This window comes from Vibrio sp. L85 (assembly GCF_963871815.1).
Taxonomy (GTDB): Bacteria; Pseudomonadota; Gammaproteobacteria; order Enterobacterales; family Vibrionaceae; genus Vibrio; species Vibrio harveyi.
The window spans coordinates 195,889-212,819 of sequence record NZ_CAWMYL010000243.1; the positions used below are offsets into that span (position 1 = coordinate 195,889).

A 16,931-nucleotide genomic window follows, 5' to 3' on the forward strand; every position below is an offset into this window, starting at 1 on the left:
CTGGAGAAAGCATGGTGAACAAGCCGCTTGTCGAGCTGACTAATATTTGTAAGTACTACGCGAGTGGTGAGGTCGAAGTACGTGCACTAGACGGCGTTGACTTAACCATCAACCAAGGAGAGTTTCTTTCTATTCTTGGACCATCTGGCTCTGGCAAATCGACGCTGATGAATATGCTTGGTTGCCTGGACAAACCGACGGATGGTGAATACCTTTTGGGTGGTCAAAATGTTGCAAGCTTAACTGCTAATGCTCTAGCAGGGATTCGCAATCAAAAGATTGGTTTTGTGTTTCAGAGCTTTAATTTGCTTGAATACGCAACGGCTCTAGATAATGTCGCATTACCGCTTGTGTATTCGGGTATCAAAGCTAAAGAGCGTCGCCAACGTGCCGCAAAATTATTAGAACAAGTGGGACTAGGGGATCGACTCGATCACAAGCCGAACCAGCTTTCAGGTGGTCAAAAACAAAGGGTTGCGATTGCACGAGCTTTAGTTAATGACCCGCAAATTATCCTTGCCGATGAACCAACTGGTGCTTTGGATTCCAAATCAGGTGCAGAGATTGAAGCCTTGTTCAACCAACTTCATGCAGAAGGTCGAACCCTCATCATCGTCACACACGACAACGCTTTGGCAGAGCGTACTAAACGCATCATCACGATTAAAGATGGTAAGGTGATTTCAGACCGCAAACCGGATTAGAGATTGTCCTTAGGTGTCTATCGTTCGCTTAAGCGTTGATACTTAACTGTTGATACTTGACTGTTGTTGATGAAAGCGCACTTGGATGTTTGTCTGAGATGCGCTTTTTTATTGAATATTGAGCGAAAAAAAGCGTGAGCTAGGTTTTTAAATAAGCTTATCAATCTGTTAGATAAACTCTTCTAGTTGCTGAGATTGCGCTAATGTGCCATTGTCGAATCTACGTTTCATGCTAGCGTGATATGACATTCATAGCGGATAAACTTATGCCAAACCCAACGCCAAGAAAAAGTGGAGATCTCCACGTTCAAGCGGTTACTTCTGAAATCCAGCGCTATTTACAGGCGAAAACGCTTCCGAAAGCTGATGGGATTGCTTCGGGGACTGCGCGATTTATCATTGAGCAGCAAAGTAACATCTCTCAAGTCACGAACAAATTTGAGGCTGACAACTCAAATGTCGCTCCTGATCTAACATTGCATCTAGCTAATGGAGACGTTGTTTGTGTCAACCTGTTCAAAATAAGGCCTAAAAGAGTGATACAGCCAAAGAATTTAGGAGCAAAAAGCTTTATTGCAAAATACTTTGGATCAGCTTCCCTTCAGAGTGAATTCAATGATTACTTTGCTAAGGTTTACCGTCAGTTTTTACTCGATAGTGCTAATCGCATAGTGGGTGATGTGTCTAATGAGGCGACAGAACGTGAATTGAAGCGTTTACTAAAAGAGTCTTGTCCTAAGTTCACGCAAGAACTTGAAGAGTTTCGCAGTAAGCTTCTTTATGAGCTGAGAGAGAAATGCTTTGGCTTGTTTCTGGATGAATATAACCAAGCCTCTGAAACCATCGAAAAGGCATTTAACTCCTTATTTATGACTGACTCCTTCAATGTTATTACTCAGTATGATGGCGAAAGGCTAAAGGGTGTTAAAGAATTTAAAATTGATGTTCACGAGATAAAAAACGTCAGCATATCCAAGGTTGGCTCGAATTCCGTTGGCATTACTGCCGACAATATTACGCTGTTGATCCGATTTAAGTTTGAAAGTGGTCCTGACTCTGCGATCAAGCTAGCGACCAGCTACGCAACACCTAAAGCTGAGAATAAGATCGCTCAGGGTAATGCGCGATCTTTGCAGCAGTTTAACGATGCTTTGTCTGTTACACATAAACCTGAAGGTGGGAAAGCGAATTCCAACGCAATCGGCAAGTGCTCCGAAGCTATTTTTTATGCTCAGCTTCTCAAGGTAAACCCAAATGTCATCCAGCTTGATAACCATGCGTTTATTGAGATGTTCGCGAAATATTCACCGGATATTACTGCTACAGAGTTCGAAGGGATACGAGCGACTTCTGTTGGTGCAGTGGATGGTTTAAGCGCGTTTTTGAAAGAAAAGCATGGTGACTTTAAGATCGATTCTATCGAGCTAGTGCCTGATGCGTATTTGGACAACCGCCTCAACACTGCCGATATTGAGTTAGTGCTACGAGTAGGAGATAAGTACGTAACGGAACCTATCTCTCTGAAGGCAATTGCTAAGGCGACCAATACCATTAACTGTAAAAACCCGGGTATTGGGCAAATTCTGGGGAACACTTATTTCGACCTCAGACAAGAAGAGCTCAATGGCACGCTTGAGGTGCTTAAAGAAACGTTCATTAATGATGATGCAGGACGAAGTAGGACGTTGGAATGCCTCTCGGGCAATATTGGTAAACAACTCGCTAACGCGGTAGAAAGTGAGCCACAAAAGCTTATTAAAGGCACTAAAGCGTTGTTGGGTAGTGCGCTGGTGGTTGTGGTCTATTATGCGGACAACAAGTATGCAGTGCTAGAACATGACTTTTCGATTACCAAAGTTCAGGTGCATCGAGACACTCCTTCTTTAATTCAAAACACCTTGTCTTGGTCTCATGGTGGGGATCAAGTGAGATTACGGGTCAAATTCAGTGGGGGTCAATCTCATGGCTGGACATCAATCAAGTTGGCATGCGCTTATACCTTTGCCAAAGAAAGAATCCGCAGTAATGTGTGATTGATATATACCCAAGTGACCTCAAGGCGCAGGATTCAGTGAGATTGGTTTAGGAATATGGATCGAATGTTTTCTGTTCAGCCCTTTGTTTGAAGGGCTTTCTACGGTTGAGAAGTTAAGTAGATTGTATTTCTGCAACCTTTGTTTGGTCATATAAAACTTGCTTGTAAATGAGAATTACTTTCAATAACATGAAAGATCTCAGTTAAATGGACATCAGTATCTGGAATGCAGTCAGAATCAGTGACCAAAGTAAAGAATGCGTTTCTTTCTGGAATATGGGCGACCTTAGTCAGTATAGGCATCGGGTTTACATTCAAAATCTGGCTTGCTGCTTGGGTGCCGAAAACCGACCTAGCCCTGTTTCACAGTGTGGTTGATATCATCTCGCTTTCTATGATCCTAATGACTGGGTTTCGATCTTCTATGGTCGTTACTTATTCTCAAACTCAGAATGATACGGATATTATTAATATCTTTCGATTCACTCTGATTTTGGTTGTTTTGATTACTTGGGGAGGTGTGATTCCCTATATCAAACACAGCCTTAGTATCGGAGTGGAGTATCTTCAGTTAGTCGGGATAATCTTTGGTCTTGGACTTAAACTGTACTTTACGAACCTCGTCGCGATGTACCGCCTGTACGATATTACTAACCGTACGACTTGGCTTGACCCTTCACTCAATGTTCTTCTGTTTTTGTTCGCCTATTATGTTGCTGGATACAGCGCACTAACGGCATTGTTTTATGGGTTGACCATTTCTTCACTCATTACCGCTTTGTACATGTACATCAGCCGCCGCAAAGTGATTTCTACTCTCCCAATTAAACCGGTACGTTTAGATCCGGACATGTTTGGTTATGTGAAGAAGAGTTTTACAGCTACGCTTGAGGCGGGTGCCAGCATTCTGATGATCTACATCGCGGTGTTACTGACGATTCGTTACTTTAGTGTCGATGAGCTGGGGGACTTTCAGGTGGTAGTTCGCCCAGTATTTACGTATATGACCATGTTGTTTGTTTTCCCTATCTACCGGTTCGTATTGCCAGAGCTGTCGGTCAAAATCCGTAACGGGGAATACCAAGAGATTCAGTTGATACGACGTTGGGTGTTTAAACTGTCGTTTATTGTCAGCGCTGTTTTCTTCACGACGATGCTGCTGTTTGGTTCAAACATTGTCGCTGGGCTTTTCCCGCCGGAATATATGGGTGCAGTACCAGTGCTGTTTCATTTTTCTATCTTCTTTATTTTCATGATGCTCAACGCTTATCAACTTGCGTATATCAAAGCGAATGGTTATTTCAAAACCAGCTTGTTTATTCGCTTGTCAGGTATCGTGACCTTAGTTGTTATGTTCTACGTGATATCCGCATTTACCCACAATGTCGTCGCCATCATTGTCGCTTTGTGTCTTGGTTATCTGATGATGTTTGTCTTATCGAGTTTCAAAGAAAAGCAGATTCGTGAATCACTATTGCTCGATCCGGTTCAACCGTAGAAAGTCGCAGTTAATCGGTCTTGCGGGGAAGTGGGAGGCGGGATTGGCTCTGTCCTAAAACGCAAAAAGGTGACCTTACGATCACCTTTTGTATTCATCATTCCTATTCATCTAGATAGATTCACAAATAGGTATTCTGGTTGCGTCTGTCTTAAAGGTTAGCAACGAACTGCTGGTTAAACTGAGCGTTTACTTTGTCACTTAGCTGTTCGTATTTCTCGCTCAATGCAATTTGTTGAGTCTGTAGTTGACCTGTGGTCAGGTTAGCAGTGTGAAGCTGACCCATCTCTTCCATAAAGCCACTTGTTAGCTGGCTAAAGATGGCATCTTTGCCGATGATAAAGCTAGCGAAGTTCTCTTTTACAAACGCTTGTTCATCACTACTCAAGTTTTCTAGGCCAAGACGAGCTTGGTTCGCTGAGGTCACATCATCAAACGTCGCTTTTGCCGGATCAGTACCAGGCTTTAAGTACGCTGCTTCATTTTTGAAGTCTGCTGCTGTATGTGTTTGTGCGTTTTCAATCAGCTTTTGAGAAAAGCCTCTTACTTCAAAAGTAGACTGTACTGGCTTATGGTCGCTGATGTTCTCAAAACCTTCAGTGATAACACTGGTTTCATGGTTTTGTAAGTTGCCTGTTTTGTTGGTTAAGCCGGTATTATCGAGCTCACCGAAGTCAGGACGGTCGCGACCTTCTTTCTGTTTAATGTTGCCAGTGTGCTTATCAAGTTGCATGTAGGTGTGGCTATTAAGTGGTTTGAACTTAAAACCGTGCTTGGCAAGGTGCGTATCATCGTGTGCGACAGGATCGTACATTACGTCAGAACCTTCAGCGATACGCTTTTCACGCTCATTTAGGTCACCAGTGATCAGAACCTCTTCGTTCGGTTTGATCCCCTCCATCAACTTGTTACCTTCGAATTCACGTTTGACTTCTTTGTTAGAGTCCAAGTGTGCAGAAATGACGTTTAAGGCTTGACCATTGATCTCCAAAGCCGTTTTTACGCCACCCTTGTTACCAGTGATACCCATGAAGAATTCCATGTTTCGACCACCGATACCGTGACGGTATTCAGACTCTTTTTTGACATTAATATCGACGCCGTCTTTTGCAAAAACAGACATTGACGTGTAGCTAACACCTTCACCAAGACCTTTCGTCATAACTTTCATTTTGTTTTGACTCAGAAGGTTCATACCATCAAGCTCAAGATCGTTAGCAAGCAATTTAGACTCTTGTTCCGCAAACAAGACTACATCATAGTCGCCTTTTTGAATCAGGTTTTGGAAGTAGTTCTTTGTGTCTTCCGGCATCTTTTGGTTTGCTTGGTTATAGGTCAAAGTTAAGACCTTAACGTTGCCGCTGCCTTCTTTTTTATGCAGTTGCTGATTCATCTGATTCAGCTTTAAATCACCGTTTTTTGAAGAATCGGCTTTACTAAAGAAACGATTAAAAAAACTGCGATTCTCTTTTTGTTTTAGAGTAACGTCACCATCGCTATTTTTAGTTACGCTGTACTCTTTACCAAATACAGAACCAAATTTAACGGTATCGCCTTCTTTGGCGTTAGTTTTGATATTTTGAATATCTGCGAGGTCTAAATTACCTCGATGCTGGCTATTAATTTGAATTGTAGACATACATTAAACTCGTATTTTAAATAGGGGAATTCGCAGTAGAGATTAAATAAAGATCCCAGCAGGAAGTGTTTCTGGGATTGTCTCTGCGTTATCCGCTTGCTCAATAAAATGGTGCCATTGCTCCATTCTTTCTAACAGTTGCTGAAAAGTGTTCTGCACATAATCTTGAGGTTTGTTTGAGAGAGAAATAACCTTGTAGATAGTTAATCTTCGGCTATCAGGCATTAGACCGATACCAAAACCACCACGGAAAGGTTCAAGTGCGTGTTCGCCAATCGCGATGGCAATCTTTTCTGGAAGAGGGGTTGGTAACTCCACAGGGCTGGTGAGAGACATGTGTAAGTTAATGGTGGCTTCGTTCTTAAATACGGTTAAGAAAAGTGCGTCATCATGGTTATTCGTATCCGATGATAACTCGCACTGAAATAATCCGTTTTCATCAAAATCCGCGCCGTTACCTAAAAAGCTGATACTTTCTTGATAAATATCCATTGTGTTCCTTCTCTGTATTTTTCTGATAGTTCTTATTTGAATGAGAAGAATTATAAAGATGAGGGAATCGCAAGATATTAAGTATGGACGTAAGTTTTTATAATTACTTTCATTCGCTTTGTTGGCTGGTTTTGTCTAAGCCATGAATTTCTTTCATGTTCAACGTGAAGTAATACCAATATTCTTCACGCAATGAAGCAAGTATAAAAAACAGACTGCTCTGGTGTCAGGCACTGTACAGCTGTTTTTAGTCCGAATCCTTCAAGGTAGAACGCTGCGCAAACTGACGATTGGGATAATCAAAAAACAAAACCATCCCCAAGAACAGAGCGAGTAATCAGTCAGCGTTTATCTAAGGAAATAGGATACCAAGTCACCATGAATAACGATTTCACCTTTGCTATCAAAAGCATTCGTTTTGATGAGAACTACCAACCGTCAGACAGCACCCGTATCACCACTAACTTTGCAAACTTGGCTCGTGGAAGCAGTCGTCAAGACAACCTACGTAATGCACTACGAATGATCGACAACCGCTTTAATGCATTGGCACATTGGGATAACCCGACTGGCGATCGCTATTGTGTGGAATTAGAAATCATCTCGGTTGATATGGATATCCAAGGCAGTGGTGAAGCATTCCCTTCCATCGAAGTGCTTAAAACCAACATTGTTGACCGCAAAACCAACGAACGTATCGAGGGGATTGTGGGCAACAACTTCTCTTCTTATGTGCGTGACTATGACTTTAGTGTTTTACTGTTGGACCACAATAAAGACCAGCCGAAATTCAGTATCCCAGCAGGTTTTGGTGAACTGCATGGCAAGCTGTTTAAAGCCTTTGTGAAATCAGAATCGTACCAACAACATTTCCAGAAGCCGCCAGTGATTTGCTTGAGTGTATCGGACAATAAAGTGTACCGCCGCACGGAAAACCAGCATCCGGTTCTAGGTTTTGAATACCAGCCAAATGAATCATCACTAACCGAGCAGTACTTCAAAAAGATGGGCTTGCAAGTGCGCTACTTTATGCCGCCAAACAGTGTCGCGCCGTTGGCGTTCTACTTCTTCGGTGACCTTTTGAATGACTATTCGAACCTAGAGCTGATCAGTACCATCAGTACCATGGAGACGTTCCAAAAGATTTATCGACCAGAGATTTACAATGCGAACGCGGTAGCAGGGCAGTGTTACCAGCCAAACTTGAAGAACCTCGATCACTCGTTGACCCAAATCGTTTATGACCGCGAAGAGCGCAGCCAGCTTGCAATTGAACAAGGGAAATTTGCTGAGGAGCATTTCATTAAACCTTATCAATCAATCCTTGAGCAATGGTCTGCCGCTTACGCGTAATCAATTTAGAATTTGAAAGGGAATGACGATGAAAACACTATTACCGACTTCAACAGCAGGCAGCTTACCTAAGCCATCTTGGCTTGCAGAGCCTGAAACACTTTGGTCACCATGGAAACTGCAAGGCGAGGAACTCATTGATGGTAAACGCGATGCGCTGCGTGTCTCTTTACAAGAGCAAGAACTGGCAGGCGTCGATATTGTTAGTGACGGAGAGCAAACTCGCCAACACTTTGTGACGACATTTATTGAACACCTTAGTGGCGTAGACTTTGAGAACCGAAAAACTGTGACTATCCGTAACCGCTATGATGCGAGCGTGCCGACGGTTGTAGGTCCAGTAAGCCGAACCAAACCCGTGTTTGTGGAAGATGCGAAGTTCTTGCGCCAGCAAACCAAACAACCGATCAAATGGGCGCTGCCGGGACCAATGACGATGATCGATACGCTTTACGACGCTCACTATGGAAGCCGTGAAAAATTGGCATGGGAGTTTGCCAAGATCCTTAATCAAGAAGCAAAAGAACTTGAAGCGGCAGGTGTCGACATTATCCAATTTGATGAGCCGGCATTTAATGTCTTTTTTGATGACGTGAATGACTGGGGTATTGCTTGCTTAGAGCGCGCTATCGAAGGACTAAAATGCGAAACGGCAGTGCATATTTGTTATGGCTACGGCATCAAAGCTAACACGGATTGGAAGAAAACTTTAGGCACTGAATGGCGACAGTACGAAGAAGTGTTCCCAAAACTGCAAAAATCAAACATCGATATTATCTCGCTTGAGTGTCACAACTCGCGCGTGCCTATCGAACTACTTGAACTGATCCGTGGCAAGAAGGTGATGGTTGGTGCAATTGATGTGGCAACCAACGAGATTGAAACGCCAGAAGAAGTAGCAAATACACTGCGAGAAGCACTTAAGTATGTCGATGCCGACAAACTCTATCCTTGTACTAACTGTGGCATGGCACCTTTACCTCGTGAAGTTTCAACTGCAAAGCTGAATGCACTGAGTTTAGGGGCGCAAATCATCCGCAACGAGATTGCTGATTAATTTTTGTATTGATAGTTAAGGATACAGAGAAAACCAAGACTGAGTGCTTGGTTTTTTCTTTACGCACAATGTTAACGACACCAGAGGTTAATAATTGATTACTTCCTGCTCAGTAGGGAGCTTCTTCCTGTATTCAAAGAACTGGGCGATCAAGTTGCAGACGACCATTAATGTCATCACACTAATCTGTACGTGAGTCAGGGAATCTCCCATGAGTGTGACGCCTAAGATCATCGCCAGAATCGGGTTAAAGGTGCCAAAGAAGCTGAGCTCATTAGTGGTAATTAAAGGGATGGTATAGACATAAGCTCCGTAGGCCACTGAGGTTAACCCGATGACAATCCAACCCATCGCTAGCCATTGTTCTAAGTTCTCTGGCAATAAAGGAACCGCGATGATTCCCCCCGAAAAAACATCCCAATAGGCGAGAGGCAATAAAATGATGCCGCCAAAGATGAGCTTCCATGTCAGTAACTTCCACCAATGGATTTTCTTTATCACGTGTTTAGCAACAACACTTCCTGCAATCAATGCACTCATGGCACCAACCAAGAGTAATACCGCTGATAGGCTGATGGGTGCGCGGCTGGTCAAGAATAGATAAGCGGAACACGCCAATAGCACCATTGCCGACATCAATTGGATCACGGAGGGTTTGATTTGATGCGCGATCCCCATGATTGCCAAGCTCACAACAGGCAAAGCGATCATGCCTACTCCAACCAAAGTACTAGGCAGTCGCAGTGCTGCAGCGAATAACAAACCAAAAAACAACGCAATATTAAGGAAGCCAATTAAAAGTAGAGCAGGGAGCTCTGATAACTTGGGCATAGTTGGCTTTAAAATCAATAGGATGAAGCCAGCAGGTAGGGCTCTCCATACTGCTAGTGCAAAAGGTGACCAACCCACAAACTCTGATGAAACGACGGCGTAAGTCGTTCCCCAAAGTAAGGGCGCTAAGATTGCCAAGATGATTTTCATGCGTTGCCTCGATCCAGTTTTAAGTAAATTATGTTTAAGTAAACATAATTTACTTAAACACAAAATGAGGTTAAAGTCACCTTAATTGATCTTTTCTCTGATCTGCTGAATCTAAAATCAGATCATGCGGACGTCAGGCAAGAGAAAGGAGTAAAAGCATGAGTGAAATAAGAGGTGATGAAGGTGTTGGATTTGGTAAAAGCAGTGATTAAAACCCTAATAGGCTTTTTCGTAGATGTTTTCGCAATTTCAGTAATGGTACTATTTACGTTCGGTCTTATTCTTGAAGTTCTCTACTTCGATGCAAAGCTTGTTTTTAAAAAGCAGCATCGCCGTGTATGGCACAGTGGTGATAAGCAGCAAGAGTAGAATGGTATAGAGCGTTATTACACGGATTCATTATTTTGAGCATGACGAGCAAGCAAGTTGCAGAACAGTGGCTATCGATAAACCAAGAGTTGGACGGAAATGTTATTGAACTTGTGACATTGTTTGTTCGGTTTGGTACTTCACTTTCTGACACCAGAAGCCACTTTTGCAAGAAGCATGGATTAAACCCGTCGGAGTTTGATGTTTTAGCGACATTATACCGTTCTGGCGAGCCTTATGAGCTGACGGCAAAAGCACTCAAAGAGCAGACATTATTGCCATCTTCAGGCGCACTATCAAACCGATTGGAGCGCTTAGAAGCAAAAGAGCTTGTCGTCCGAAAACATGATTTAGTTGATAAGCGCTCAGTTAAAATATCGTTGTCAAAACAAGGGCTAGCGCTGGTTGCCGCAATGGGCCCCGAGTTTTTTGGTGAAATGGCAACGTTATTTGCAGCACTTCCCAATGAACAGCGACAATCGCTATTGAGTTTGATGAGCTCACTTCAGGCTTAAGCGCGTAACCTTAGTTAAGCATTACGGGATATAAAGCTCGAATGCCGCTCACAGTAAAATGAGCGGCATACTTCGTTTTCCGCCTCAGACAAGGCTTAATTCAATTCCACGTTCTTCACCTCAGGATGCTTCAATAACATCACGCGAATCCAGTGGTGTACTACCCACATCACCATGGCAGTCAGCAGCACTGCTACGAATATCGAACTAAAACGGTACAAGATGGAGAAGAATGCGTCTTTCTGTTCAGGCACTAAGGAAGTGGTGAGTGGTACAGATAACGCTGACATTGCCGAGAAGGCGATAGCTGCTTTGACCTGACCTTTCGTTAGCCATAAGCAGAAAGGTCCCATTGCAATAGTAAACGCCAGCCAAAACAACAGACCGTAGCCAAACCAACTGCCCAAGATTAACTGCACCGCCATACCCGCGATACAACCTAGCGCTGTACCGATGATACGGATTTTCGCCATGGCCATTGAGCCCGCCAGTGTCATTGGCGTTAGGATGATGAGGATCGAAGCCTGCGCCGAAAGCGAGTCGTACAAATCACCTATTTGGAACACCAAAAATGCCGCCATTGCTACCACCCAACCCATAGCAACTTGGCTGATGTAGTCGATATCGCTTTTTACTGGCGTGGTCATTTCTGTTTGCAAGATCTTCGACTCTGGCTCTGGGAATAACCAATAAGTGAGAGCACAGACGAAGATGTTACTGAAAGAGATCACCCAAAGATTGACGTTGAACTCTTCAATATCCATGAAATCGTAGCTAGCAAAGTTCAGAACAATCGAGCCAACCAATAACCCCATGTAGCCAAATAAATACGTCTTTGGGTTCATCATTGCAACGCACTTAAACAACATCATAATGCCCACCGCAGCAAACATTAGTAAGGGATGAAACTGAAGGTATTCAAGAATAAAGGTCGCTTGTACTGTGGTCCAAATTGCGGAGAAGAAGACCATCAAAACTAAGGGTAAGCTGAAGTGGTCCATGCGTCCAAGAACGAACAATGGCAGCATGATGGCAAAAAAGCCGTAAGACCAACCAAAGATCATGCTCAATGCCAATCCCATTGAGCAGCCAAACCAAATACGTAGTGTCTTCATCACTGCCACCTAATAGATAAAGTGGAACCAGCTTGCGAGGTGGATCTGTGCTTGTGCCATCAGTTCCCAGAATGGACTGTTGTCTGGGTAAAGCACAATGGTGGCACGTGAACCGACGAATAACGATGAAGGAAGCGCCTCTTGGCTGGTCAAATTAACGCGAGTGCGCTGCGCATCACGTACCCAACGATTGTTTACTTCTACTTTGGTCAGTGCACCGTTCGGCGTTTGTTGTGCCGCAGCAACACCATAATCACGACTGGATAAATCGAAATCGTATACTGAGCCTGGGTTGGCATCGAACGCCACCATTGCGTGATAGTTTTTATCAACTCCTGCGACGGATTTTTCTCGAAAATCTGCTGCAACCCACATAGAACCAGTTGGGACAAATGTCAGCATTGGCATATTAGTGTTTGCCATGGTACCCACTTCTAACTGTAGGTTCGTTACAACGCCGTCGCTTGGTGCCATGACTGCCGTATTGGCAAGATCGAGCTGGGCTTTTTCAATGCCATTTTGGGCAATACGTACCGCAGTGCTTTGCCCTTTTTTATCCCCCAGTTGCGCTTCAATCACTTTCAGGTTTTGTTGTTCAGCTTTAAGTGCCGCGCGAGAGACTTGGTTTTGCGCATAAGCGTTGTCTAGCGTGGATTGTGAAATCACCTTTTGTTTAGATAGCTTTTGTAATCGTGTGTACTCACGATGAGCGTTGTTATAAGTCGCTTCGGCGCGCGCAATGTTTGCTTGCGCAGCTTCACGTTGAGAGTAAAGGGTCGCTTCTTTTTCATATGCCGATTGTAGAGACAGTTCGGCTTGCTCTAGAGCAATCTTGTATTTTCTATCGTCAATCTTGAATAGGACATCACCTTGGTGGACTGACTGGTTATTTTCAATCAGTACGTCGGTGACTTTTCCTGAGACTTCAGGTGCAACTTGCACTACATAGCCCTGCACTCGACCTTCGGTGGTGATGGGAGCGTGGCGGTCGGCAATAATAATGTAGAAAAATAGTACAATGAACAGGACAATAAGTGTTCGCATCCAGTGTTTGAATTTATGATCCGCTGTCATAACTGATACCTGAATTTATGGGGCTAACAAGCAAATAAGACAAAGGATTATAGAGAAGTTGGTCACAGTTCAGTAGAATGGCAATAAGTGCATGAGCGACCTAAAAGTAGGACAATGAACGTAAGCTTTGATGATCTTCACTTGTTTAGCCAAACCGTGGTGCACGGTGGCATTAGCGCGGCAGCGCAGGCAAATCAATTGCAGCGCTCAAAAGTAAGCCGTCGCTTGCAGGAATTAGAGAAAGCCTTAGGCTGCCCATTATTGATCCGTACAACACGAACGATAGAGTTAACCGAACATGGTAAGCGTTTGTTTGAATTGGTTGGGCAACCGATAGAACATATTCAGCAAGGCTTGAATGTCATGCATGAATATCAACAAGAGTTGACGGGGAAAGTGCGTGTCGCGATTCCATCCGCCTTGATGAGCTCGGCAGCATTTAACTGGATTATAAACGAGTACACCACGCGTTATCCTGAGATGTCGGTTGAGATTGAAAACCATCAAGAGAGTGTGGATCTCAAGCGCCAAGCGTTCGATCTACAACTCCTACCGAGTGTGGCCAAAGTGTCTGATGACAGTTACGTTCAATTCAGCTTGTTGCCATATCGTAGCCACTTCGTTGCATCTCAAGCTTACCTTGAAGCGCATCCACCGCTGCAAAGTATGGAAGATTTAAAGCATCACCGTTTGCTAACAAATCGCTACAACGCCGATTTGTTAGACCCTGAACTTCATGTCGCTGTGAGATCGGACGATTTAAATTTGCTACGTCTAATGGCAATTGCTGGTAATGGCATCGCCTTTATTCCACAGGTGCATTCAAAGCCAGCGCTGGAGGACGGCAAGCTGGTGGAGGTTTTGCCGGAATTTACCCATCCTAAGCAGCATTTGACACTGATTTATCCTTCTAATTTGTTCTTACCCAATAAGGTAAAGGCGTTGATTGATTTGTTTAGAGAAAAATTCAAATAGCGTGAGCAGACAGTCACTTTGTCACTTTGCTTGACGGCAGAGATACCGATTCTTGATTTAGAATGACTAGATCTTTAAATCGCCGCCGCGTCTTTCGAGGTTACTTGGGTATACATTGATTATGTTCGAAAGCTTGGAGCAACAAAGAAAGGCGCTTCAAGCCCGCAAAGGAGATAAGAATGCTATCGAAAAATACAACTGGTCTTATTGTTGTCGATGTACAAGGTAAACTCGCAACCTTGATGCACGAAAGTGAAGCCTTGATTGAAAGCACCACCAAATTAGTCAAAGGCGCGAAAGCTCTGAATTTACCGATTGTTTGGCTTGAGCAAAATCCGGAACGTTTGGGACCAACAGTAGAACCGATCCGAGAGGTGTTGGATAAGGCGCACTTGCCGATCGCAAAGTACACTTTTGATGGTGTGAAAGAACCAACATTCAAACTTGCAGTAGAAAACGCCAATGTTGATACGTGGTTAGTTTGTGGTATCGAAGCGCATATTTGCGTATATCAAACGGCGGTATCGCTGCGTCAAATGGGCTTCAAAGTGGAGCTTGTGACCGATTGTGTCTCTTCGCGAACAGCGGCAAACAAAGCACTGGCACTAGCAAAGTTAACCGCAAACGGAGTCGGCCTGACGAGCGTAGAGATGTGCTTGTATGAAATGGTAGAAGATTGCAGAGCGCCAGAGTTCAAATCTATCCTAGCGCTTATTAAGTAACGCTACTTCGTTTATTCAAATTCTCGTTGATACCTTGGCAACATCGATTCGTTGCCAAGTAACCCACCTTGGTGGATATAAATCAACGTTTTATCTTCATTCTCTGCCAACCACGGCTGTAGGCATTGCCACATGTAAGGGTCATACAGTAGATCGAATTCTAGGTTGGTTTGATCGTAGAGCGCATTCCACGTCTCGTAATCGCTTTGATATAAACGACCGAAATGATGTTTATCGCGTACTGAGAGAATAGTGGGGTGATTTTCGGTTTCTAGCGTGTTGAATTGCTCAGTGAGGTAGTGCGCATCACCCACACAAGCACAGGTCACGACCTCGATTCCATGAGGTTTTAAGTGTTTACTTAAGTACAGTGCGGTGGTTCCGGTTCCCGATGGTAACGCCACTACAAACTGTTTTCTGCCTTCAAGGCGTGTCCAATCAAGCAGCTCTCTCGCTAGTTGTTTTACCCCAGCTTCGGCAATCTTCGCTTTACCACCTTCCGGGACGACCAAGGTCGTATCGTCCAAGCCTCGTACTTGCTCGATGTATTCGGTTGGATGCAGTGTTGAACCAAGGTCTTGCATCGCGGTGATGCTCATTCCTAAATCAAGCGCACCTCGATAGTTGCCGATAGGGGAGTCTTTAAGCCAAGACGGAATATGTTGAACATAGAACTCGAAGTTCCAACCTTTGATTTGCGCCAGAGCGGCAAGAGAGTACATCGCATTGGATTGAGCTGAGCCGTAGCTGATGAGCGTTTTGGTATCGCTGTTCTGTGTTTCCATCAACGCCATAAATTTACGTGCTTTGTTCCCAGAAAAGTGAGAATGCAGCATGTCATCACGCTTAAGAAAAAACGTGTGACCATTAAAGTTATGTTGAGTTATCGGGCTTTCAGAGAGTTTCATGCTACTGCTGACGTGTCCAACCACGCGACCTTGCCGTTAAAAAGGGCGCGTAGTGTAACGCCATTAAACCCAGATAAAAAGTCTGGGTTTCAGAGCATCAGATTCGGTTATTCCTGATGCTCTATCATAAGCACAATGGGTTTCTTTAATAAGACGATATTCCATGGCTCGCCTTTCTGCCTCAAGCCACGTAAACTACGCCGCTTATTTCTATTCAATCAGAAGGCTTGGTTTTGCAGACTCTAGAACAATTAAAAACAGGACAATTAGTAGGAATTAAACAACTAAAGTTGGCGGAAGGGCTGACAGAGTTTCCTATGGAAATTTTAGAGCTTGCAGACACGCTTGAAGTATTAGATTTATCTGGCAATGCACTGTCTGAATTACCACAAGAATTAGAAAAGCTTACCAAGCTAAAAATCATTTTTGCTTCGAACAACCTGTTCACGCACTTACCAGAGGTGTTGGGAAAGCTTCCAAGCCTAGAGATGGTTGGGTTTAAAACCAACAAAATTAAAGAGGTAAGTGAAGCGTCACTACCAACTCAGTTACGCTGGCTGATCCTGACAGACAATGAGATTGAAGTTCTTCCAAACAGTCTGGGTGAAAGGTCGCGCCTAAGAAAGCTTGCTCTGGCGGGCAATCGCATCAAGCAACTGCCAAACAGCATGGAAAACTTGGTCAACTTGGAATTGATTCGTTTATCTGCGAACCAGTTAGAGTACTTCCCGGATGTATTGATGAAGCTGCCTAAATTGGCGTGGTTGGCTTTCGCAGGTAACCCATTCTGCAAGCATCCATCTTCGCTAGACAGTGTGCCTAAATTGACCACAAGCAGTTACTCACTTAACCATGTTCTTGGTCAAGGTGCGAGTGGTGTGATTTCTCACGCGAACTGGACTGACGCTCAATATGACTTCCCGAGTGAAGTGGCGGTGAAAGTGTTCAAGGGCGAGGTCACCAGTGATGGTTTCCCTCATGATGAACTTGAAGCATGTTTACAAGCTGGTCATCATGACAACTTGGTCAAATCTATCGCGCAAGTGGATGATGGTACTGAGCTTGCTCTAGTGATGGAGCTGATACCAAACAGCTACTACAACTTGGGTTTGCCACCAACTCTTGAAACTTGTACTAGAGACACCTTCCCAGAAGGGTTCAAGTTGACGATGACTCAAATTGAACTGATTGTAGAGCAGATGGTAGATGTGTTTAATCATCTGCATGACAACAAGGTGTGTCATGGTGATCTATACGCTCACAACACATTGGTTAACGCGCAAGGGCAGATGATTTTTAGTGACTTTGGCGCGGCGAGCATTTACGGATATTTATCGGACGAGCAGCAAGCAGCCATCAGAGCAATCGAGGCGAGGGCATTGGCGTGCTTTATCGAAGATTTACTTTCTGTTGGTGACGCGTCTGAGGTGGACTCTGAGAAGCATCAGCGATTGAGTACGCTAGCTGCATCTCTATACAACGCCTAACTCTACA

16 protein-coding genes are annotated in these 16,931 nt (G+C 44.0%); 10 read left to right on the top strand and 6 right to left on the bottom strand.

The annotated features are described in order from the left end of the window. Window positions 1-11: 11 nt before the first annotated feature. The 3 genes from AACR11_RS23730 to AACR11_RS23740 all read left to right on the top strand — a co-directional run bounded on the left by AACR11_RS23730 (window position 12) and on the right by AACR11_RS23740 (window position 4,237). Window positions 12-704, top strand: a complete 693-nt coding sequence (locus tag AACR11_RS23730) for an ABC transporter ATP-binding protein (RefSeq protein ID WP_009698445.1) — start codon at window positions 12-14, stop codon at window positions 702-704. 266 nt (window positions 705-970) lie between these two features. Next, a complete protein-coding gene (locus AACR11_RS23735; protein WP_029790912.1) occupies window positions 971-2,737 on the top strand; it encodes a hypothetical protein in 1,767 nt (588 codons plus the stop codon). A gap of 228 nt (window positions 2,738-2,965) precedes the next feature. Then, entirely contained in the window at window positions 2,966-4,237 is a 1,272-nt protein-coding gene (locus AACR11_RS23740) for a membrane protein (protein ID WP_029790914.1), read from the top strand. 151 nt (window positions 4,238-4,388) lie between these two features. Here AACR11_RS23740 and ati2 read toward each other — a convergent pair whose 3' ends face one another. Next, window positions 4,389-5,876 carry a T3SS effector inositol phosphatase Ati2 gene (ati2, locus tag AACR11_RS23745; RefSeq protein ID WP_009698443.1) on the bottom strand — a complete coding sequence of 496 codons (1,488 nt, stop codon included), beginning with the start codon at window positions 5,874-5,876 and terminating at the stop codon, window positions 4,389-4,391. 42 nt (window positions 5,877-5,918) lie between these two features. Continuing rightward, on the bottom strand, window positions 5,919-6,368 hold the full coding sequence (gene ati1 / locus AACR11_RS23750) for an Ati1 family type III secretion system chaperone (RefSeq protein ID WP_005444944.1): 450 nt from the start codon (window positions 6,366-6,368) through the stop codon (window positions 5,919-5,921). A gap of 378 nt (window positions 6,369-6,746) precedes the next feature. Here ati1 and AACR11_RS23755 point away from each other — a divergent pair, with 378 nt between their 5' ends. Continuing rightward, a complete protein-coding gene (locus AACR11_RS23755; protein ID WP_005444946.1) occupies window positions 6,747-7,721 on the top strand; it encodes a DUF1852 domain-containing protein in 975 nt (324 codons plus the stop codon). Window positions 7,722-7,749: 28 nt separating this feature from the next. After that, complete coding sequence (locus AACR11_RS23760; RefSeq protein WP_005444948.1) at window positions 7,750-8,778, top strand: methionine synthase; 1,029 nt, start codon at window positions 7,750-7,752, stop codon at window positions 8,776-8,778. An 87-nt stretch (window positions 8,779-8,865) separates the two neighbouring features. Here the strand turns inward: AACR11_RS23760 and AACR11_RS23765 are convergent, their stop codons facing one another. Beyond that, window positions 8,866-9,759: a DMT family transporter gene (locus AACR11_RS23765; RefSeq protein ID WP_029790915.1), complete on the bottom strand. Its 894-nt coding sequence runs from the start codon at window positions 9,757-9,759 to the stop codon at window positions 8,866-8,868. Window positions 9,760-9,936: 177 nt separating this feature from the next. On the opposite strand from AACR11_RS23765, the gene AACR11_RS23770 reads away from it, so the two are divergent. Together AACR11_RS23770 and AACR11_RS23775 are read left to right on the top strand one after the other, a co-directional pair. Continuing rightward, window positions 9,937-10,128, top strand: coding sequence for a hypothetical protein (locus tag AACR11_RS23770; RefSeq protein ID WP_005444950.1), 192 nt, complete (start codon window positions 9,937-9,939; stop codon window positions 10,126-10,128). 41 nt (window positions 10,129-10,169) lie between these two features. After that, window positions 10,170-10,643: a MarR family winged helix-turn-helix transcriptional regulator gene (locus tag AACR11_RS23775; RefSeq protein ID WP_029790916.1), complete on the top strand. Its 474-nt coding sequence runs from the start codon at window positions 10,170-10,172 to the stop codon at window positions 10,641-10,643. Between the two features lie 95 nt (window positions 10,644-10,738). Here AACR11_RS23775 and AACR11_RS23780 read toward each other — a convergent pair whose 3' ends face one another. Further along, the gene (locus tag AACR11_RS23780) at window positions 10,739-11,758 is read right to left on the bottom strand and encodes a DUF2955 domain-containing protein (RefSeq protein WP_029790917.1); all 1,020 of its coding nucleotides are present in this window, start codon (window positions 11,756-11,758) and stop codon (window positions 10,739-10,741) included. Window positions 11,759-11,767: 9 nt separating this feature from the next. After that, window positions 11,768-12,832: an HlyD family secretion protein gene (locus AACR11_RS23785; protein WP_009698437.1), complete on the bottom strand. Its 1,065-nt coding sequence runs from the start codon at window positions 12,830-12,832 to the stop codon at window positions 11,768-11,770. 114 nt (window positions 12,833-12,946) lie between these two features. Between AACR11_RS23785 and AACR11_RS23790 the strand changes: the two genes are divergently transcribed. After that, window positions 12,947-13,807 (top strand): LysR family transcriptional regulator, encoded by an 861-nt coding sequence (locus AACR11_RS23790; RefSeq protein ID WP_005444964.1) that lies wholly within the window; start codon window positions 12,947-12,949, stop codon window positions 13,805-13,807. 179 nt (window positions 13,808-13,986) lie between these two features. After that, window positions 13,987-14,529: an isochorismatase family protein gene (locus AACR11_RS23795; protein ID WP_009698436.1), complete on the top strand. Its 543-nt coding sequence runs from the start codon at window positions 13,987-13,989 to the stop codon at window positions 14,527-14,529. A gap of 11 nt (window positions 14,530-14,540) precedes the next feature. On the opposite strand, the gene AACR11_RS23800 is transcribed toward AACR11_RS23795, so the two are convergent. After that, the gene (locus AACR11_RS23800) at window positions 14,541-15,437 is read right to left on the bottom strand and encodes a 1-aminocyclopropane-1-carboxylate deaminase/D-cysteine desulfhydrase (RefSeq protein WP_005444968.1); all 897 of its coding nucleotides are present in this window, start codon (window positions 15,435-15,437) and stop codon (window positions 14,541-14,543) included. A gap of 233 nt (window positions 15,438-15,670) precedes the next feature. On the opposite strand from AACR11_RS23800, the gene AACR11_RS23805 reads away from it, so the two are divergent. Next, the gene (locus AACR11_RS23805; protein ID WP_029790920.1) at window positions 15,671-16,924 is read left to right on the top strand and encodes a leucine-rich repeat-containing protein kinase family protein; all 1,254 of its coding nucleotides are present in this window, start codon (window positions 15,671-15,673) and stop codon (window positions 16,922-16,924) included. Window positions 16,925-16,931 lie beyond the last annotated feature (7 nt).